We start from the raw sequence: 18,747 nt of genomic DNA, 5'->3' as shown, positions 1-18,747 counted from the left end.
TCGGCTACTCGAGTCCCGAGCCGGCGACGCCCTTGGTGAACCATTTCTGGAACACGATGAACACGATGAGCACCGGCAGCATGCTGATGACGGCCGCGGCGAAACTGATCGATGGCGAGATAGACGAGAACTTTCCGCCCGCCAGCGGAGCGAGAGCCACCGTCAGAACCCGGGTCGCCGTGCCAGGGCCCGACAACAGCGGCCAGATGTAGAGATTCCACGCCGTCAAGAAGGTGATGACCGAATATGCCGCGATGATCGGCCGGGCCAACGGCAGTGCAATCTGGGTGAACACCTGCCACCAGTTGGCGCCATCGATTCGGGCCGCCTCGATGAGCCCGTCGGGCAGACTGGCAAAGAATTGCCGAAAGAGCAGTACGCCGATGGATGCCTGGCCGGCCACCGGCAGAATCATGCCGAAGAACGTGCCGATCAACCCGAGCTTGAACGTGACGATGTAAGTGGGAATCAGAATCAGGTTCGTGGGCATGAACAGCGGAATCAGGAACAGAGCGAAGATGATCGTGGTCCACCGGAACGGAATTTTCGAGAGCGCGAATCCCGCCGGCAGGCAGATTGCCAGCTGAATCAGCAGAACGCCACCCACGAACACGAACGAATTGCCGATCGTCTGCGGGGTGAGGTAGTTGAAGGCCTGCACGAAGTTGTCCCACTGCGGGCTGGAAGGCAGCAAGCGGGGCGGGTACTGAACAATGTCTTTGTAGCTCATCAACGAGCCGGAGAGCAGGTACAGCAGGGGCAGCGCGATGATCAGACCGAAGATGACGATCGTGGTGTAGCGCCCGAGACGAATCTTTCCGGGTTTCATTTGCTGCTCCTCGAGGTGACGACGCGGCCGACAACGACGATGGCGACGATGACCACGAGTTGCAGAACAGAAAGAACACTGGCGTACCCGACGTCTTGATGGGTGAAGGCCTCTTGATACGAGTAGAGGCCGAGCGAACGACTCGCGTTCAATGGCCCGCCGTTCGTCATGATGAGTGACACGTCGAGTGAACTCGACGCGAAGTTGATGACCTGCAGCACTGCCACGATGAGTGTGGTGGGCAACACGTTCGGCCAGGTCATCGACCAGAGGGTGCGCCAGGCGCCGGCGCCGTCGAGGGCGGCGGCGGCGTAGATGTCGTCTGGCACGCGTTGCAAGGCGGCCAAATACAAGATGATGACGATGGGCAACGCGAGCCACACCATCATCACCACAAGGGCCGGCACGGCTGTCGATTGAGTCTGCAACAGGTTCGGTATCTGAATGCCGAAGGCTCTGAACGCGGCGGCGATGGGGCCTTGGCGGGGGTCGTAGAGAAAGACCCACAACACGCCAGACACCGCAACCGACAGAACGACCGGTATGAAGTAGAGAACGCGGATGACGCCGACCGCGGGCATGTTCGCGCTGATCAGCACGGCCAGCATGAAGCCGATGATCGTGGTGGGAACGACCCCGAGAACAATGAATTCCATCGTGACGCCGAGCGAGCTCCAGGCGGACGGATCGTCGAACAACTTTGCGAAGTTGTTCAGGCCGACGAACTTCGGTTCGTTGAAGAAGTTCCAGCTGAAAAAGCTCAGCACGATTCCGGCGACCGTCGGAATCACAATGAAGAGAATGAAGAGCACCAGCGCGGGGGTCAGAAACGACCAGGCCGTGAGGGCATCCAGCTTCGAATAGCGGGTACGGGTTTTCATGACGAGCGAGGGGAATGCCAACCGGCATCGGCCGACATTCCCCTCTACCTCCTGTGATCTATCGGTGACGTGGCGAGAACTACTGCAGCAGCGCGTTCAGCGTGTCTTGCGCTGCGCCGTAGGCTTCTTCGACACTCTTGCCGCCCAGCACAACCTCTTGCGCGGCTTGCTTCAGGGTGGGAGCCAGCTGAGTTGCTGCGGCCTGCGGAATCGCGGGCGGCAGTGCTGCGTTCGTCACCGCGTACTGCGTCGCCGGAATCAGGTTGGCGGGAATCGGGTTGGTGTCTTTCAGCCACGTGCCGTTGGTGAGACCCTCGGTGGTTGCCGGAATGACGCCGTTCGGCGCAGCTGCCGCCATGCCGCCGTCAGCAGAGTAGAACCAGGCCATGAACGCCCACGCCAGCTCTTTGTTGTTCGACTTCGCACTGATCGAGAGGGCGTACGAGCCGCCACCCACGGTCGGATTGCCATCGAGAGTGGGCAGGTTCGCGACATCCCAATCGTCGGTCAGCGTGGTGCGATCTTTGGCGATCGCCGGGCGAGTGTCGAGCGACATCGCCGCCTGTCCGCCAGAGAAGTAGTTCACGTCTTGCGCAGCATCGGGGTAGGGCGAGCCCCATTTTTCGGTGTAGGGAGCGAGAAGGGTCTTCCACACCGCGATGCCCTTGGCGTCGGCGAACTCGAACTTCTTCGTGTCGGGGTTGTAGATACTGCTACCGCCGGCCTTCAGAGCCGGGTAGTCCACGAAGATGGCGTCGCCGGCGCCCATCGGGGTACGAATGCCCCAGTACGAGCCGCCGGATGCCGCCGTGATCTCCTTCGAGACTCGGTAGAGGTCATCCATCGTCCACGACGAGGTGGGCAAATCGGTGATGCCGGCCTTCGCGAAGAGCGACTTGTTGTAGAACAGCATCGTCGAGTCTGCGCTGACCGGGATGCCGGTGATCTGGCTGCCGTCGTCGGAGTTGTACTGGTTCAAGAAGGCCGGCACGTAGCTGCTGCCCGAGAGACCGTCTTTGCCGGCGTCGAGCCAGGGCTTCAAGTCATAAAGCAGACCGTTCGACTGCAGGGTCGTGTTGAGAGTGTCGTAGTTGAACACGATGTCGGGCACAGTATTACTGAGGCCCTGGGTGACGAGCTGCTGAATGTAGTCCGACTGATTGTCAGGAACGGGTGAAAGCGTGATCTTCACGCCAGGGTTCGTCTTGTTGTAGTCATCGACATAGGTCTGAAACTGGGGAATGAGCCCCTGGTTCATGCCGATCGACAAGCTGCCGCTTGTCGGGTCTGCGGAGTTGTCGCTTCCGCCGCTCGGTGAGCTGCAGGCAGAGAGCGTTGCGCCGGTGAGCCCGACGACGAGTGCTGTCGCGGCAATGCGTGCGACTGCGCCTTTCTTGGTGACCACTTCGTCACGTCCTTCTCTTGGTGTGGGGTATTGCGGGAGGGTGATCGATGAACGTGCACCAAGGCATGTCGAGCCTCTCGCGGATCAGACAATTATTTGATACGTTTCATCTGGAACCAATATATGCACTGCAACGGTGAGGTGTCAATGATGAAACGTGTCATATCGAATCCTACAGATCAAGTCAGGGCCTCGTTCGACGCCCTGGACGACGTCATTCGGGCTTGGTGGTCGACCGACGTGGTCACTGCCGACGACCCGCGCCGCGCCGCTGTCGAATCGATCGCGATGCCCTTTCCATATGTGGCAGGAGCAGCCCCGAGCTCACCCGACTGGTATACCACCATGTTCAATTGGGACGCGTACTTCAGCAATCTGGCACTGCTCGTGCATGGCCGCCATGATCTTGTTCGCAACGCCATCGAGAACTACCTCTTCATGGTGAAACGTTTCGGATACATGCCGAATGGCAACGAGGTCGCGCTCGCCACTCGCTCGCAGATTCCGCTCTTTCCCGACAGTATCTGGCGCTACGTGCAGCTGACCGGTGACGACGAGTTACTCGCCCGTGCTTACCCACTGCTGGTGCAGGAGTACACCGAATACTGGCTCGCGCCGCACCACGCGACGCCCACCGGTCTGGTGACGAACCGCGACCTCGGCGACCCGACGCTCGACCCCCGTCTGTCTGCCGAGGCGGAGACCGGGCTCGACTGGACGACCCAGTTCGACGGCGACATCACCCAGACCACTCCTGTGCTCACGAACTGCGCCTTGGTCGTGTACGCCGAAACGCTCGCGGCGATGGCCAGGCGCCTTGGGCTCTCGCCGGGCATCCGCGAGTCGTTTGTCGAACAGGCGGCCTCGCGTGCAGCGCTCATTCAGCAGTACTGCTGGAGCGAAGAGCGCGGTCAATACCTTGACTACAACTTCGTGACCGGTCGGCACGTCTCGATAGTGGGCGCCACTTCGTATTGGGCCCTCTGGGCGGGCGTTGCAACCTCCTCGCAGGCGGCCAGGATGGCGGATGCTCTTCCGCAGCTTCTCGAACCACACGGCCTTGCAACCACTCAGGCCTCGCGGCCCGACCCCACGCTCTTCGCATTGCCCTACGAAGACCTGCAGTGGACCTACCCCGCCGGATGGCCACCGCTGCACATCATGGCCTGCTGGGGCCTTGACCGGTACGGTTTCGCCGACGAGTCGCGCGAGATCGCATCGCGCATAGTGTCGACCATCGAGCGCAACTACGCCTCGACCGGTCAGCTGTATGAGAAGTACAATGTGGTCGACGGGTCGTTCATGCTGCCGAACTCGCGCTACGGCACCATCACATTGCACGGCTGGACTTCCGCGACCGTGGTGCTTCTCGGCCGCCGCGTCTTCGAAGACAAGACCATCGACGAGACGCTCGCCGCGGTGCGGCTACCGTAACTGCGGTGTCGAGGTCACCCGGTACGAGCCACCAGGCGCAGTTCTTTCATGAGCCGGTGATCTTGACAGACCCGAAGTGGCCCCATTTTCCGTCGGCGTGAACAGTGGGAAGGTCGGGTGAGCCGGCCGCGTCACGGCTGGCTCACCCGACGGTGGTGTTACTGGATGGTGCCGAGAAGGTCGGTCATGGTCTGGATCTCGGCTGTCTGGCTGGTGACGATGTTCTTCGCCAGCGCCAGAGCGTCAGGGTCCTGCCCGGAGCTTGCTTCCGTGTTGGCCATCCCGATGGCGCCTTCATGGTGCTGGATCATTTGGGTCAGGAACAGTTTCGATGCCGCAGACCCAGTCGCAGCATCCAGCGCTGACATGTCCTCCTCAGACATCATTCCGGTGCCGGTTCCCATATCCATGCCTGACATTCCGGTGTCGGTGCTGGTGGGGACGCCCCACGCGGTGAGCCAGCCGGTCATCGTGGTGATCTCGGGTTCCTGCTCGGATGTGATCTGTTCCGCCAGGGCGATCACCTTCGGGTCGATGCCGTCCTTCTTCAGGAGCGAGTCGACCATGGTGACTGCTTGGGTGTGGTGCGGGATCATGCCGGTTACGAAGGTGACGTCGGCGGTGTTGTTGGTGCCGGCCGTCATGGTGGGCGCAGAACTCATCATGGTGTTTCCGTGGTCCATGCCGCTCATCGACCCGGAGGAAGACGAGCAGGCGGCGAGCGTCACCGCGGCGGCGAGGGCGGCGGTGATGGTGAGGGTTGTTCGAAGCTTTGACATCTGTTTGGTATCCATTTCATTAAAAAGTGAGAAATTGAGTGCGCGAAGTACCCGTGGTGCGGGCGGACGCAATCAGGTTCTCGAAATGGAGAGAACGTGAAGATCTGGTGGGGCAGGTCCTGGCCTGGAGGCTTCGACGTCGGCGAGCTGCTGCAGGGCAGGCTTCACGGGCGCCGTGGTGTAGGTGCTCGTAGGCCTGAACGCGGCGAGGAGAAGGCCGGCGAGCAGAAGCGCGAGCACGCAGATCATGCCGGCCATCGTGTGCTCCGGGTCACACCTCCCTGAACACTCCGAGGAGGTGGCGTGCTCATGTGAAGCGCCCACCATGTCGGCATCTGTCGCCAGGTCGGTGGTGTGGACCATGTCACCGCCCGGGTGCACAGTGTCACTCATCGCACTGGCCGAGTGCATGGGGGCGCTGTGGTTACCCATCCCGGTTTGCAGGGTATGCATCGCGAGGAGCCCAAGAACGACCGCGCCAACCACAGCCAGGAGGAGCACCGTCCGCCCGAGGGTGCTCGCCCCCAACACTCGGGCGCGGGTCCGTCCGAGGCTCACCAGTGTGGTGTTCGGCTGGGTCCGCGCGGCCGGGGTCATCGGTGTTCCCGGGTGGCCGGCCGGAAGCTCCTCAGCCGGAGACTGTTCGTGACGACGAACACCGACGAGAATGCCATCGCGGCGCCTGCGAACAACGGGTTCAGGAGACCGAGCATCGCGATCGGGATCGCTGCGACGTTGTACGCGAACGCCCAGAAAAGGTTCGCCTTGATCGTGCCGAGGGTGCGCCTGGACAGGCGGATGGCGTCGGCGACGCCGGTCAGGTTGCCGCTGACGATGGTGATGTCGCTGGCCGCGATCGCACTGTCGGTCCCGGTACCCATGGCGATCCCCAGGTCAGCAGCAGCCAACGCGGCAGCATCGTTGACGCCGTCACCGACCATCGCAACGACCCTGCCCGCCTCCTGCAGCGACCTGATCAGAGCGAGCTTGCCTGTCGGGGTGGTGCTGGCGTGGACCTCACTGATTCCGACCTGCACGGCGACAGCGTGAGCGGCCCCCGCGTTGTCCCCGGTCAGAAGAACCGGGCGAAGCCCGAGTGCCACAAACTCTGCGACAGCGTCGGCGCTGGAGGATTTGACGGTGTCCCCGACGCTGATGATCCCGCGGAACACCCCGTCCCAGCCGACCGCCATGACAGTCACGCCAGCAGACTCGGACGCCCCGATCACCGAAAGAAGCTCGGGAGGTGTCGGGATCGACCATGAGTCGGAGAGCCAGGCCGGCTGGCCGACGACGACGAGGCGGCCATCGACGATGGCTTGCACACCGTGCCCGGGATGCCCCTTGAACGCTTCCACGCTCGCCCGATCAGACGGGTGCGACGTGCTGTGCGCGACGATCGCGCGTCCGATGGGATGCTCGGAGCCTTCCTCTGCGGCAGCCGCATACCGGACGAGCTCGTCCGGGGAGGTCCCGGCGGCCACCTCGACAGTAGCGACCGTCATTTTCCCGGTGGTGATGGTACCTGTCTTGTCGAGCACGATGGTGTCGACCGTGCGGGTCTGCTCGAGAACCTGGGGGCCGCGGATGAGGATGCCCAACTGGGATCCGCGCCCGGTGCCGACCAGCAACGCAGTCGGGGTCGCAAGACCCAGAGCGCACGGGCACGCGATGATCAGCGTCGCCACCCCGGCAGCGAACGCGGTCTCCACCGACCCGCCGATGAGAAGCCAGCCAGCGAATGCGATGAGTGCGAGGGCGATGACGACAGGAACGAACACGGCAGAGACCCGGTCGGCGAGGCGCTGCGCCTGGGCTTTGCCGCTCTGCGCCTCTTCCACCAACCGGCCCATTCGGGCAAGTTCCGTGTCCGCGCCGACCCGGGTCACCTCGACCAAAAGCCGCCCGCCGACATTGATCGTCGCGCCCACGACCCGATCGCCCGAATGGACCTCGACAGGGACCGACTCGCCTGTCAGCATGCTCGCGTCCACGGCGGAGTTGCCCTCGACGATCAGCCCGTCGGCTGCGATCTTCTCCCCCGGCCGGACAACGATCCTGTCCCCCGGAAGCAGCGAACCCACGGGCACGAGCTCCTCGACGCCCGCGCGTTCGCGTGTGGCATCCTTCGCGCCCAACGCAAGAAGCGCCTTCAACGCAGCACCCGACTGTTTCTTCGTGCGCGCCTCGATGTACCGACCGGCGAGGATGAAAACGGTGACCGCAGATGCGACCTCCAGATACAGCTCAGACGTTCCGTTCCCGGCCGTACCCGTCACCTGGAAACTCATCCGCATCCCAGGTTCCCCGGCGTGACCGAAGAACAGTGCGTACAAGGACCACCCGAACGCTGCAATCACGCCGACACTGATGAGCGTGTCCATCGTCGCGGCACCGTGCCGGGCGTTCACCACCGCAGCACGATGGAAGGGCCACGCCCCCCACACCACAACCGGGGCCGCAAGCATCAGAGCAAACCACTGCCAGTTCGTGAACTGAAGAACCGGGACCATCGACAGCACCACGACCGGCACAGCCAACGCCGCAGAGACAAGCAGCCGCCGCCGAAGACCCAACAACTCGGCATCCACCGGCTCACCATCCGCCGGGGCCGTCACGGGAACCGGGGCAGGTAGCGCGGCGGTGTACCCGGCGGCCTCGACTGCTGCAATCAGATCAGCAGTCTCGACGCCGGCCGTTTGCACCCGCGCTTTCTCGGTCGCGTAATTGACTGACGCGGTGACACCTTCGATGCGATTGAGTTTCCGCTCAATCCGCGTCGCACAGGAGGCACACGTCATACCCCCGATATCGAGGTTCACATCTGTCATGGTCATACCTAGCCTGCGACCATTTCATAGCCGGCCTCGGCAATCGCGGCACGAACCTCACCAACCGGAACCGGGGCGGAGCTCACAACCATCACCGTCGATACTCCACCCACGTTCAGGGCAACACTGACGCTGTCCACCCCGGGAACGGCGCTGAGCTCTTCCGTCACACTGGCAACACAGTGAGAGCACGTCATCCCCGAAACCAGATAGTGCGCCCGGACCACGTCCGCACCCGCAGTATCCGGTGCGGCATTGTGCTCCATATGACCACAGGAGCACCCACCATTGTTGTCGGTCAGACCCAGATCGGCATTCAAATTCGACTCAGACATCAGCTTCTACTTTCTCGACAAACGTGCGATCACTAGGAACGGACAAGACGGGCGATCGCGGCGGACGCTTCACGAAGCTTCTCCTCCGCCACAGGCCCACCCTCAGCACTTGCCTCAGCAACACAGTGCTTGAGGTGATCATCCAGAAGCGACAACGCAACAGTCTCGAGCGCCTTCGTCGCCGCCGACACCTGCGTCAGAATATCGATGCAGTACGTATCCTCCTCCACCATCCGGGCAATACCACGCACCTGCCCCTCCGCACGACTCAACCGCTTCAGAAGAGCATCCTTATTAGACGCGTAACCGACCACCACCACACCTCACCATTCATACCCCCTAGGGGTATTTCAAGTAAGCCATGAAATGGAAGGCAAGTCAAGGCCACCCGATCTCTGACAACGGAGCTGAGCTGGCTGGTCAGAAACCACTACGCGAAAGCGGCCACACACCGTTGTGCCTCATGATGTCGATGCGGTACTTTTCGTCGTCGACCTTTCCGCTGACTGCGCCAGGGCCTGAATTTTGCGCAGCTGGCCATCCCGCTTGTCAGGTACCCCCCTAGGGTATATAACTAGTGGGGCGGATAGAGTGTGCCGGAATGAGTGCTGGCCCGTCATGCGAAGTCCCGACCAAGGAGGCACCATGTCGCCCTACCTGAGCGTGTTCATCGTCCTTGGAGCCTGTGCTGCCGGGATCGGAGGCTTGTACCTGTTCGGCCGAGCTGTCATGGTCGGTGAAGAGGTCTTGGAGGTCCTGCCGTTCCAGTCCGGCTGGCAGCCTGAAGAACATGCACTTTCTCGTTTCCACGCCCGCTGGTACCCGTTGACGCTGCTGTTTTTGGCGTTCGATGTCGAGATGCTTTTCATGTACCCATGGGCGGTGATCGTCGCTGAAAAAGGGGCAGAGGCGATCGTCGAGATGTTCGTTTTCCTCGCCGTCCTCATCGCCGGTGTCATCTGGGCTTGGCGAGAGGGAGCTCTCCGGTGGGTGTAGCCCGCATCATTGCCCAACTGGCAACCACACGAGTGCACGTGTTCCTCGTTGAAACGCCCGGGCGGAGACTGTTGCGGATGAACGCCCAGGCGGCCATCGCTTCTTTCGGGTGGGTGGAAGCGACAGGCCCGGCAGATGCCGATGTTCTCCTGATCTGCGGATCACCCGGCCCGGATCTTCAGGAGTTGATTGACGCGGTCTGGGAGCAGATCCCGTCTCCCCGCTACCGGGTACGTGTAGACACCGAGCAGTCCCTTGACGAAGCTTTCCACACGATCCGTGTCGCCCTGCAAGACGAAACCCTCCAACACGCCGATGCCCGGACCAGGCGCCTCCGCCTGGATGACAACCGCGGCCCACTTCCCGCCGATACGCCGACCGGGCACACCGAGACGTCCGATGACGCTGGAGCCGGCAGTGACACGTCGCCGAGTGAGTCTTCCTCCATGGCCGACACCGACATGGCAATGGATATGAGCTCCGATGGCGACATGGGAATGGGCATGGACATGGGAATGGACATGGATATGTCCGGTCCTGCCGGGATTCCCCTCGCCGGGGGCGGCGAGGACCGGGATGGGCTCGAGATGGATGTCACGCACCTGTCGCTTGGTCCCCTGCTGCCGGGGTGGCCCGCGGATCTCGTCCTGCACTGCACCCTGCACGGTGATGTCATCGCCGATGCCCGGGCAGAACGCCTCCTCGGCACCGGACACAGCGAACAGTTACCGGAATGCGCCGTGCTGCTGGACGACGCAGCCCGACTGCTCACTGTGGCCGGGTGGGAACCCGCCGCCCACGAACTCGCCGGCCTCCGGAATTCCCTCCTCAAAAGCGCCAACACGCATGCGACATCCCGCCTTCGCCGGGTGACAGCCCAGGTGCGGCGTTCCCGCACCCTTCGCTGGTCTCTGAAGAACATCACCACCGTCGGAGGGACCACAGTCCTGGACCGCCTGCTGGAATGGCTCGACACCGCGCTGGCCATTCTTTCAAACCCAGCCGCCGCGCCTTGGGGGCATCGTTCGGGTTCCGTGCCCGCACCGACGCCGGCGGACATCCGTCTGGCGGTCCTCGGACAGGAGATCGCCGCAACCCGCCTGATCGTCGCCGCGCTGGGGACCCAGAGCACCTACGTGATCCCGGGCGGCGCCCATGAGTGACGGGGCCTTCGTGTTGGTCGTTCTCGTCCCGGTCGTCGTTGCCGTCCTCTCCGCGGTGACCGCTTCGGCCAACGGCGTCCTCGACGCCCGAACAAACGGCGCACAGCTCCGAACAGGGTTCGCGGTCCCGTTCCAGGAGACGGCGCGGCTGTTACGCCAGCAACGGCGGACCCTGCCCGGCGCTGACTCGCTGCTGTGGCGGATCTCCTCCGCCGGGATCGGGATCGCAGCGGTCCTGAAAGTTCTCGTCATTCCCCTCGGCGGGTTCACGTTCGCCGATCTTCCCGTCGGGGTGGTGTGGTTCAACGCCATGGACGTGCTGCTGTGGGCGTTGTGGTGGCTGCTCGGCTGGGGCGCCAACAGCAGCTGGTCACTTATCGGCGGGTACCGGTTCCTGAGCCAAGCGCTCGCGTACGAGATCCCGCTCATGTTTGCCCTTACCGCGCCCGCGATCGGCGCCGGGAGCCTGAGGTTGCTCACCGTCCAAACAGCCCAGACGCACGTCTGGTTCGTGGTGTGGATGCCTGTCGCGTTCCTCGTTTTCGCCGCATCAGTGGTCGCATTCGCCTCGTGGGGTCCGTTCCAAACTGCCCTCGGCGCCGACATCACCGGTGGCGTCCTCCTGGAACTCAGCGGCATCGACCGGCTCCTCGTCACCGGGGGCCGCTACGCCGTTCTGGTCGCCGGAGCGGGATTCTCCGTCCCGCTGTTCTTCGGCGGAGGAGCCGGACCGATCCTCCCGGCGGGGGTCTGGGTTGTGCTGAAGACCTGCCTCGTCCTAGCCGGGCTACTCACTGTACGGCGGTTGTTTCCAACGGTCCGGCCGGACCGGTTGGCGGAGATCGCGTGGGTGATCGTGGTTCCCTTGACGTTGCTTCAGCTCGCGGTGGTCGCGGTCATCGTCGGCGTGAACGGCGGCGCCCTGTGATCACCGCCATCCTGTTCTGGGTCCTCACCGCCCTGGCTGTCGCTGGGGGTATCGCCGTGTTCGTGGTCAACTCGATGGCGCGCGCCACGTACGCTCTCGCGGTGTCGTTCGTCGCGGTCGGCGCGATGATCGTGATGCTTCACCTGGACTACATCGGGGTGATCACGATCCTGATGATGCTGATGGAGATGGCCGTCATGGCCGTGTTCATGGTCATGTTCATGGGCATGAACCCGGCCCTGATGCCGATGGACATGACCCACAACAAACGCCGCTCCGTAATCCTCGCCGTCCTCGTCTTCGTCGTTCTGGCCGCAGCGATCGTGTTCATCCCGTGGCCCAACCGGACTGGATCTCCAGCAGACGATCTGACGAAGTCCCTGGGCGACGCGATCATGGGATCGAAAATGCTTGTCATGTTGACCATCAGCCCGGTCCTGTTCGCCACAATCATCGCCGCCCTCGTTCTCGCGAACCCGAAAGGGCGATACGACCGCTACGGCGACGCCCTCGACCGCAGAGATGTTGACGGGCATCCCGACCCCGATGACCCCATCCCAGGAGGCCTCGGCTGATGACACTGCACCTTGTTCTCCTCGTCGCCGCAGCCCTGTTCGCTGTCGGACTGTACGGGGCGTTGTCCCAACAGGTGGTCGTGATGGTCATGATGGGCATCGAACTGATGATCAACGGAGTCCTCCTCGCAGGCGGCGCCCTGTGGTGGTTTTTATCCCCTACTCCAGACGGACAAACCGTTCTCCTTGTGGTGCTGGCGGCAATGACGGTGGAAATGGCGATGGGATTCGCTGTCGCGACTGTCGTACACCGGTCACGGAAATCCGACATGACCGATAGTGCGACGGACTTGCACGGATGAGCGTCCTCCTCGTCACCCTGGCGTTCCTTCCCGCAGCAGGCGGCGGGATCCTCCTGGTCATTGGCCGGAGAGCGGACCGGGCCGCACCGTGGGTCTCACTCGGGATCGCCACGATCATCCTGGGCGCCGCGATCACCGCGTTCACCACCCGGCCCACCCTCACTGCCGGGTTCATCTCTTCGACAGGAGCGACGCTTCACGTGGACGGGCTGACGGCGGTCCTTCTCCCCACGGTCACCGCGGTCACCCTTTTGGTGCTCATGTTCGCTGTGGCGGAAAAAACGAAACCGGCAGCCCGGTTCCACGGCCTGATGCTCCTCTTCGCCGCCGCGGTCGTCGTCACCGTGTCCTCGACGTCGTTACCGTCACTCCTTGCCGGATGGGAGATCATGGGCGCCACCTCCTACGCCCTGATCGGGTTCCATTGGCAGCAGCCCCGCACCATACCGTCCGGGTTCGTCGCCTTCACCGTCACCCGCACCGCGGACCTTGGCCTGTACGCCGCCGCCGGAGCCGCCATCGCATCGGGCGTCTCCTGGAACCTCACAGACCTCTCGCACGCCCCTGCCCCCTGGGTTCATGTGATCGCCGCCGGTGTTCTCGTCGCGGGACTTGGCAAAGCAGCGCAACTACCATTCAGTTTCTGGCTGTCCCGGGCCATGGACGGCCCCAGCCCCGTCAGTGCACTGCTGCATTCAGCGGCGATGGTCGCGATGGGTGCCTACCTGCTCCTCCGGCTCGAGCCTGTCCTTCACGCGTCGGGGTGGGCGGCACCGACTGCTGCATGGGTCGGAGCTGTGACCACGATCGTTCTCGGATTGATCGCGTTGGCGCAGAAAGACCTCAAACAGCTCCTCGCCGCGTCCACTGCAGCGCAACTGGGGTTCGTCGTTCTCGCGGCCGGAGTCGGCTCGACCGCCGGCGGCACCGCGCAACTCATCGGACACGCCGCCACGAAGGCGCTCCTCTTCCTGGCGGCGGGGGCCTGGTTGGCCGCCGCCGGCACCAAACAACTCAGCGCCCTCCGAGGCGTCGCCCGACGATGGCCCCTCCTTGGGCTCCTCTTCCTCGCCGGCGCACTGTCACTTGCCGGGCTGCCCCCGTTCGCGTTGTGGTGGACCAAAGACGACGTCCTAGCCGGAGCATTGGCGACCAGCCCGGCCCTTTATGCGGCGGGCCTTCTCGGGGCAGTGTTATCGGCTGCGTACTCGGCGAAAATGATCGCCGTCGTCTGGGCAAAACCCGACCCGAGGGAACGGGCGCGCTTCGAAAACCGACTGTGGGATGCCGAAGAAAAAGGAACCCGGACCGTTCCTGCAGGCGCCCTCGCACCGATACTCGTCCTCAGTGCCGGAACAGTTGTGCTCGGCGCGGCCGCGATCCCCGGCCTGTCGGGACCGTTCCGGGCCCTTCTGGGCGCTACCGGCGAACCGGAAAGCACCATCCCGGAGCTCCTGGTCTCAGCGGCCCTCGCGGTAGTGACCGCCGCGCTCAGCTACTGGCGCGGGATCCCACACATCCCCGGGGCGTTGACCTGGTTCGGTCTCGAACGCGCCGCCGTTGCCGTCATCGGAACACCAACGCTCCGACTGGCCGACACGCTCTCCCGGTTCGATCAGCTCCTCGACGCCGGAGTGGACAAGACCGCCGGAGCACTCACCCGCACCGCAGGCGCCCTGCAAACAATCGATGACAGCCTCGATGCGGGGGTGGGCAGGACCGTAGGAGCACTCACCCGCACCGCTGGCGCCCTGCAGACAGTCGATCAGCGCCTGGACCGGGCCATTCACCATGCGGCATCGGGGGTGCTCGGATTAGGGACACTCGCCAGACGTCTCCAGACCGGGAAGATCTCCGACTACTACGCCGCCGCCGCAGTCGTCACCGTGGCCGCTGTTCTTCTGCTGATTGTTGTGAGGTAACCGCCGTGCTCAGTGTTGTCATCTTCCTTCCCGTCGTGATCGGAATCGTCCTCGCGACATCCCGCCGCCTACCGGCCGCGATAATTCGCTGGGTGTGGGTGGGAACCGCCGGAGCGGACCTGCTCCTCACACTTGTGCTGACCGTCGAACCAGAAACCGGGCGCACGCTTCGGGGCGAGCAGCGGTGGGAATGGATGCCGGGCATCGGCTCCAGCTATCACGTCGGCGTCGACGGGATCTCCGTCCCGCTGATCCTGCTCACCAGCATCATCTTCCTGGTCTGCGCCCTCTGGTCTGTTCGGGCCATCGACCGGCCGCGCCCACAAGCGGCGCTGTTCCTGTTTCTGCAGAGCACCTGCCTGGGGTTGTTCGCCGCCCAAGACCTGATCCTGTTCTTCGTCTTCTTCGACCTGTCAATCGTTGGGATGTACTTCATCATCGCCGGATGGGGACACGGCAACCACCGCCAGTCGGCGCTGAAATTCTTCCTCTACACCTTCCTCGGCTCCCTCGCCCTACTGCTGGGATTCATCGGCCTGTACCTCGGCGCCACCCCGCACACCTTCGACATGGTCGCCCTGTCTCAGGCGGGTGCCTTCACCGGCACCCCCCTGGTAGCCGGCCTCGTCCTGGCCGCGATCGTCGTCGGCCTGGCCATCAAAACGCCCACATTCCCGTTCCACTCCTGGCTGCCTCCCGCGCACACCGACGCCCCAACGATCGGCTCCGTGGTCCTCGCCAGCGTCCTGTTGAAGATGGGAACGTACGGGTTCGTCCGTATCGCGATACCGATGCTCCCCGACGCGTGGCGCTCCTACGCCTGGGTCATCGTCGTCCTCGGCCTCGTCTCCGTCCTCTACGGCGCACTCGTCGCTTTGGCGCAGACCGATGTGAAAAGAATGATCGCGTTCACCTCCATCAACCACATGGGCTACGTGATCCTCGCCGTCGGCGCCGCCGGGATCATCGGCAGCGACACCGCAGCGGCGCAACAGCTCGCGGTCACCGGGGCGGTCACCCAGATGGTCTCCCACGGACTTATCACGGGTGCCCTGTTTCTGCTGGCCGGCGTGTTCTACGACCGCACCGGCAGCTACGACCTCCGCCAATACGGCGGACTTGCCCGCCCAGCACCCCGGTTCGCCGGATTCTTCGCCGTCGCCTCATTCGCTTCCCTTGGACTCCCCGGGTTCAGCGGGTTCATCGCCGAATTCCAGATCTTCACCGGCAGCATCGGTACCACCTGGTGGGCCCTGTTCGCCCTCCCCGGCATCCTCATCACCGCCGTCCTGCTCCTCCGCGCGTTCCAACGCATCTTCACCGGCCCCACCGAGAACCTCTCCCCCGGCTTCGCCGACCTCCGCCGCCACGAAACCATTCCCCTGGCCATCCTGATGGGACTCTCGGTGATCGTCGGCGTGTTCCCCGGCCCCCTGCTGGCGCTGATCCAGCCCGCGGCCCGCATCGTCGTCGAAAGCCTCACCCCGTGACCTCGATGCGGATGGACTACACCGCGCTCCTCCCAGAAGTCGTCCTCCTCGCCGCCGCCGTGATCACCCTCCTCGCCGGCAGCTACCTGCCCCGGCGCCGGCAAATCCTGACCCGCTGGTTCACCCTCGGAGCACTCCTCACCAGCGCAAGCGCCGCCCTGATCCCCCTCGGCCAGCCCGCCACAGAAATCTTCACCCGCACCTACGCGATCGACACACCCACAACTGTGATCCGACTACTGGTGCCACTCTCAACCGCGGTAGTGATCCTGATCGGCCGGAGCGAATTCAGCGGCACCCCCCGGGAAAGCGAAACATACGCGCTCCTCCTGCTGGCGACCCTCGGCACGGTCGTCGTCGCCGGCACCACGGACCTTCTGGTCCTCATGGCCGGATACCTGCTCGCAAGCATCCCCCTCTACGCGCTCATCGGGCTGTCCCGCACAGCCCGTGCCGCCGAAGCAACCCTGAAGACCTACCTCATGGGCGCCCTGTTCGGCGTTCTCCTCCTCGCCGGAATCACCCTCCTCACCGCACTCGGCAGCTCCAGCAGCTACCCAGATCTCACCCGCGGACTCGAACACGCCCCGCCCGCCGCGATCGCGGCCGGGTTCGTCGCCGTCATCATCGGGCTGCTGTTTAAAGCGGGCGGGGTCCCCGGACACTTCTGGATCCCCGACGCCGCCGAATCCTCCAGCCCCGCCATCGCCGCATTCCTCACCACCATCCCGAAACTCGGCGCCCTCATCGCCCTCGCACGACTGGTACCTGTGGCGCCGTCAAGCATCGACCTGCCACTGCTCATCGCAGTCCTCGCAGCACTCAGCATGACCGTCGGAAATCTCGCCGCCCTCGCGCAAACAAACATCCGCCGCCTGCTCGGATGGTCCACCGTCAGCCAAGTCGGATACCTCCTCATGCCAGTGGCCGTCATCACCACAACCCCGACAGCATCCGGGGCGCTCCTCACCTACCTCGTGCTGTACGCACTGACCAACCTGACCGTGTTCGGCACAGTCGCCTGCCTCCCGCGCCGCAAAAATCTCACCGACTGGGCCGGCGTCGCGAGATCACACCCCTGGCTCACCGGAACCCTCATCGTGGGCTCCCTCAGCCTCCTCGGAACACCCCCGACCGCCGTATTCGCAGGAAAACTCCTCGTCTTCACCGCAACCTGGAGCGGCGGCCTGGCGTGGCTGGTCATCATCGCCGCCGCCAACACCGTCCTGAGCCTCGTCTACTACCTTCGCCTCCTCATCAGCCCGTTCCAAACCCCCGCAACCATCCCAGACACGCCCGCCGCCGCCCAGACGCCGAAGTCTCCATCAGTCATGCCCGTCATTCTCGGGATCGCGGTCATCGTGGCCGGACCCATCGCCCTCGGCATCGGACTCCTCTGACACGCTTCAGGCTAACAAAGCCATCGCAGGTATCAGGGGGATTCCGCTTTTCCTACACGCGATGCCACGGGACTCACGATGAACGGCCGGGCACCCCCCGGGAGGATGAAACGGTGTACCCGATCCCGAGTCCGGATTGTCTGCACGTCTTCGAGGACGCCACCGGTAAACGCCTCACCGCGCAGGTTGCTGGGTTAACGACCCTTTGCCCTACAGACCGAGTATGAGCAGTTCCTCTGCGGGAGTCTCTCCTGCTACTCGTGCCAGAACATCGAACGCAGATGCCAACTGTGCCTGCTCTTCCGGGCTCAGTGCGGAAAGAATCCGGCTGAGCTCGGCACGTCGACGTTCCGTGACCTCATCGACCAGCGCACGACCCTGGGATGTCGCAAAGATCAGCACCTCACGGCGGCTGTCCGGGCTCGAGGCGCGCTCGACCCAACCACCTTTGACCATACGGTCAATCGTCCGGCTGAAAGTGGACTGAACGGCCCCCATCTTCTCAGCCAGCGCACCCATCCGAAGCGGGCCGGACCCGCTGAGAACCACGAGGACCCGGAACTGCGGCATGGTCACGTCATTGAGCGCATTCGAGATGGATCGCGCGACGATTCCCAGCAACGCCCTTGACGCAGTGAGTGTCGACTCGGTCGTCAACGCATTTGTCCAAATTGCGCCCTGCTCCATGGCAGCCACTCCCTCATTCATGGTAAATTCCTATGCGTTAGTGCATTTATTGTAGCCGCACATACAACAGAAGGCGTCGATCATGAGCAACCGGCCAATCGATCATCCCCACGAGGCTGTAGATCCTGCCGCTCCCAGTCTCATGGGTACGGTATCCATCTCTGTCAGCGTGGATGTGGGCTTCGACGCCGATACACCGGACGGGTAAACCGCACCCTTCCCATCGGTAACAGGCGCCCGGGAACGTCGAGCACGACACCCCACCCAGTGACCCCCGAACGTGAGGAATTGCATGATGCCCGCCACAACCAGCCTCCAGCCCGGCAGAGGGATCGTCGCTGCACGCTTCGGCCTCCTCTGTTTTCTGATCGCCATCGCGATTGCGATCACCATCGCGCTGGTCTCGTACGTCGTCCCTGCCGGTGCGACGGTGGCACCGGTCATCACGGTTCCCTCGATGGTCGAGCCACTGCGGACCGATCTGCTGGCCCTCGCTGCAGGCGTGGTCCCTGACGCGCCAGACCTCAACCCGACAACCACCCGGAGTCTCCGGCGGGCCGTTCAACTCGTCGTCAGACCGGCCGCCAACGGGGACTTCCGTTCAGCCCTGACCAACCTCGACCAACTCGACGCGGACCTCGCCCGAGCGATCTCGAGCTCAACAGGAACACATGTCTCCCACAAGCGGGCCACGATCATCCAGAGCGCCAGCACCACTGTCAGAACCGATCTCAACGCACTGCAAGAGCCCGCCGCCTGACCCGGCGCACCCGCGGGCGGAGTGTCGGCC

Annotated in this window: 19 protein-coding genes; 10 read left to right on the top strand and 9 right to left on the bottom strand. The window is 63.7% G+C overall.

Annotation, left to right across the window (positions count from 1 at the left end; translation table 11 throughout):
* Positions 1 to 4 precede the first annotated feature (4 nt).
* From B7R22_RS06895 to B7R22_RS06885, 3 genes are all read right to left on the bottom strand, one after another.
* Entirely contained in the window at positions 5 to 829 is an 825-nt protein-coding gene (locus tag B7R22_RS06895; RefSeq protein ID WP_116411040.1) for a carbohydrate ABC transporter permease, read from the bottom strand.
* Entirely contained in the window at positions 826 to 1,710 is an 885-nt protein-coding gene (locus B7R22_RS06890) for a carbohydrate ABC transporter permease (protein ID WP_147305330.1), read from the bottom strand. The genes B7R22_RS06895 and B7R22_RS06890 overlap by 4 nt, the downstream gene beginning before the upstream one ends.
* A gap of 79 nt (positions 1,711 to 1,789) precedes the next feature.
* The gene (locus B7R22_RS06885) at positions 1,790 to 3,115 is read right to left on the bottom strand and encodes an ABC transporter substrate-binding protein (protein WP_116411038.1); all 1,326 of its coding nucleotides are present in this window, start codon (positions 3,113 to 3,115) and stop codon (positions 1,790 to 1,792) included.
* A 123-nt stretch (positions 3,116 to 3,238) separates the two neighbouring features.
* On the opposite strand from B7R22_RS06885, the gene B7R22_RS06880 reads away from it, so the two are divergent.
* Positions 3,239 to 4,549 (top strand): trehalase family glycosidase, encoded by a 1,311-nt coding sequence (locus B7R22_RS06880; protein WP_116411037.1) that lies wholly within the window; start codon positions 3,239 to 3,241, stop codon positions 4,547 to 4,549.
* A gap of 158 nt (positions 4,550 to 4,707) precedes the next feature.
* Here B7R22_RS06880 and B7R22_RS06875 read toward each other — a convergent pair whose 3' ends face one another.
* The 5 genes from B7R22_RS06875 to B7R22_RS06855 form a co-directional block, all read right to left on the bottom strand.
* Complete coding sequence (locus B7R22_RS06875) at positions 4,708 to 5,328, bottom strand: DUF305 domain-containing protein (RefSeq protein ID WP_253258927.1); 621 nt, start codon at positions 5,326 to 5,328, stop codon at positions 4,708 to 4,710.
* 72 nt (positions 5,329 to 5,400) lie between these two features.
* Complete coding sequence (locus tag B7R22_RS18775) at positions 5,401 to 5,925, bottom strand: DUF6153 family protein (protein WP_116411035.1); 525 nt, start codon at positions 5,923 to 5,925, stop codon at positions 5,401 to 5,403.
* Complete coding sequence (locus B7R22_RS06865; RefSeq protein ID WP_116411034.1) at positions 5,922 to 8,165, bottom strand: heavy metal translocating P-type ATPase; 2,244 nt, start codon at positions 8,163 to 8,165, stop codon at positions 5,922 to 5,924. The genes B7R22_RS18775 and B7R22_RS06865 overlap by 4 nt, the downstream gene beginning before the upstream one ends.
* A gap of 2 nt (positions 8,166 to 8,167) precedes the next feature.
* Positions 8,168 to 8,494 carry a heavy-metal-associated domain-containing protein gene (locus B7R22_RS06860; protein ID WP_253258926.1) on the bottom strand — a complete coding sequence of 109 codons (327 nt, stop codon included), beginning with the start codon at positions 8,492 to 8,494 and terminating at the stop codon, positions 8,168 to 8,170.
* Between the two features lie 32 nt (positions 8,495 to 8,526).
* Positions 8,527 to 8,808 carry a metal-sensitive transcriptional regulator gene (locus tag B7R22_RS06855; protein ID WP_116411058.1) on the bottom strand — a complete coding sequence of 94 codons (282 nt, stop codon included), beginning with the start codon at positions 8,806 to 8,808 and terminating at the stop codon, positions 8,527 to 8,529.
* Between the two features lie 331 nt (positions 8,809 to 9,139).
* Here B7R22_RS06855 and B7R22_RS06850 point away from each other — a divergent pair, with 331 nt between their 5' ends.
* The 8 genes from B7R22_RS06850 (at position 9,140) to B7R22_RS06815 (ending at position 17,270) form a co-directional block, all read left to right on the top strand.
* Positions 9,140 to 9,490 (top strand): NADH-quinone oxidoreductase subunit A, encoded by a 351-nt coding sequence (locus B7R22_RS06850; protein ID WP_116411032.1) that lies wholly within the window; start codon positions 9,140 to 9,142, stop codon positions 9,488 to 9,490.
* Between the two features lie 77 nt (positions 9,491 to 9,567).
* On the top strand, positions 9,568 to 10,653 hold the full coding sequence (locus B7R22_RS06845) for a hypothetical protein (protein ID WP_116411031.1): 1,086 nt from the start codon (positions 9,568 to 9,570) through the stop codon (positions 10,651 to 10,653).
* A complete protein-coding gene (locus B7R22_RS06840; protein ID WP_116411030.1) occupies positions 10,646 to 11,581 on the top strand; it encodes a complex I subunit 1 family protein in 936 nt (311 codons plus the stop codon). The genes B7R22_RS06845 and B7R22_RS06840 overlap by 8 nt, the downstream gene beginning before the upstream one ends.
* Complete coding sequence (locus B7R22_RS06835) at positions 11,578 to 12,156, top strand: NADH-quinone oxidoreductase subunit J (protein WP_116411029.1); 579 nt, start codon at positions 11,578 to 11,580, stop codon at positions 12,154 to 12,156. Before B7R22_RS06840 ends, B7R22_RS06835 begins: the two co-directional genes overlap by 4 nt.
* Positions 12,156 to 12,458, top strand: coding sequence for an NADH-quinone oxidoreductase subunit NuoK (locus B7R22_RS06830; protein WP_116411028.1), 303 nt, complete (start codon positions 12,156 to 12,158; stop codon positions 12,456 to 12,458). Before B7R22_RS06835 ends, B7R22_RS06830 begins: the two co-directional genes overlap by 1 nt.
* Entirely contained in the window at positions 12,455 to 14,380 is a 1,926-nt protein-coding gene (locus B7R22_RS06825; protein WP_116411027.1) for an NADH-quinone oxidoreductase subunit 5 family protein, read from the top strand. The genes B7R22_RS06830 and B7R22_RS06825 overlap by 4 nt, the downstream gene beginning before the upstream one ends.
* Before the next feature lie 5 nt (positions 14,381 to 14,385).
* Complete coding sequence (locus B7R22_RS06820) at positions 14,386 to 15,870, top strand: complex I subunit 4 family protein (protein ID WP_116411026.1); 1,485 nt, start codon at positions 14,386 to 14,388, stop codon at positions 15,868 to 15,870.
* A 5-nt stretch (positions 15,871 to 15,875) separates the two neighbouring features.
* A complete protein-coding gene (locus tag B7R22_RS06815) occupies positions 15,876 to 17,270 on the top strand; it encodes an NADH-quinone oxidoreductase subunit N (RefSeq protein ID WP_116411057.1) in 1,395 nt (464 codons plus the stop codon).
* 210 nt (positions 17,271 to 17,480) lie between these two features.
* Here B7R22_RS06815 and B7R22_RS06810 read toward each other — a convergent pair whose 3' ends face one another.
* The gene (locus tag B7R22_RS06810; protein WP_116411025.1) at positions 17,481 to 17,978 is read right to left on the bottom strand and encodes a MarR family winged helix-turn-helix transcriptional regulator; all 498 of its coding nucleotides are present in this window, start codon (positions 17,976 to 17,978) and stop codon (positions 17,481 to 17,483) included.
* 274 nt (positions 17,979 to 18,252) lie between these two features.
* Here B7R22_RS06810 and B7R22_RS06805 point away from each other — a divergent pair, with 274 nt between their 5' ends.
* Positions 18,253 to 18,717: a hypothetical protein gene (locus tag B7R22_RS06805; protein WP_147305328.1), complete on the top strand. Its 465-nt coding sequence runs from the start codon at positions 18,253 to 18,255 to the stop codon at positions 18,715 to 18,717.
* The last annotated feature ends 30 nt before the right edge of the window (positions 18,718 to 18,747 follow it).

It is taken from the genome of Subtercola boreus, assembly GCF_003399635.1.
GTDB classification, from domain to species: Bacteria; Actinomycetota; Actinomycetes; order Actinomycetales; family Microbacteriaceae; genus Subtercola; species Subtercola boreus_B.
Note: the sequence above shows the minus strand (reverse complement) of the source record. Positions and strands in the feature narration are given on the sequence as shown.

Excerpts from the sequence above, each read along its gene's own strand:
- B7R22_RS06895 (WP_116411040.1), bottom strand. The coding sequence starts at position 829 with ATGAAACCCGGAAAGATTCGTCTCGGGCGCTACACCACGATCGTCATC.
- B7R22_RS06890 (WP_147305330.1), bottom strand. The coding sequence starts at position 1,710 with ATGAAAACCCGTACCCGCTATTCGAAGCTGGATGCCCTCACGGCCTGG.
- B7R22_RS06880 (WP_116411037.1), top strand. The coding sequence starts at position 3,239 with ATGCACTGCAACGGTGAGGTGTCAATGATGAAACGTGTCATATCGAAT.
- B7R22_RS06875 (WP_253258927.1), bottom strand. The coding sequence starts at position 5,328 with ATGTCAAAGCTTCGAACAACCCTCACCATCACCGCCGCCCTCGCCGCC.
- B7R22_RS18775 (WP_116411035.1), bottom strand. The coding sequence starts at position 5,925 with ATGACCCCGGCCGCGCGGACCCAGCCGAACACCACACTGGTGAGCCTC.
- B7R22_RS06865 (WP_116411034.1), bottom strand. The coding sequence starts at position 8,165 with ATGACCATGACAGATGTGAACCTCGATATCGGGGGTATGACGTGTGCC.
- B7R22_RS06860 (WP_253258926.1), bottom strand. The coding sequence starts at position 8,494 with ATGTCTGAGTCGAATTTGAATGCCGATCTGGGTCTGACCGACAACAAT.
- B7R22_RS06850 (WP_116411032.1), top strand. The coding sequence starts at position 9,140 with ATGTCGCCCTACCTGAGCGTGTTCATCGTCCTTGGAGCCTGTGCTGCC.
- B7R22_RS06845 (WP_116411031.1), top strand. The coding sequence starts at position 9,568 with ATGAACGCCCAGGCGGCCATCGCTTCTTTCGGGTGGGTGGAAGCGACA.
- B7R22_RS06840 (WP_116411030.1), top strand. The coding sequence starts at position 10,646 with ATGAGTGACGGGGCCTTCGTGTTGGTCGTTCTCGTCCCGGTCGTCGTT.
- B7R22_RS06830 (WP_116411028.1), top strand. The coding sequence starts at position 12,156 with ATGACACTGCACCTTGTTCTCCTCGTCGCCGCAGCCCTGTTCGCTGTC.
- B7R22_RS06825 (WP_116411027.1), top strand. The coding sequence starts at position 12,455 with ATGAGCGTCCTCCTCGTCACCCTGGCGTTCCTTCCCGCAGCAGGCGGC.
- B7R22_RS06815 (WP_116411057.1), top strand. The coding sequence starts at position 15,876 with ATGCGGATGGACTACACCGCGCTCCTCCCAGAAGTCGTCCTCCTCGCC.
- B7R22_RS06810 (WP_116411025.1), bottom strand. The coding sequence starts at position 17,978 with ATGAATGAGGGAGTGGCTGCCATGGAGCAGGGCGCAATTTGGACAAAT.
- B7R22_RS06805 (WP_147305328.1), top strand. The coding sequence starts at position 18,253 with ATGCCCGCCACAACCAGCCTCCAGCCCGGCAGAGGGATCGTCGCTGCA.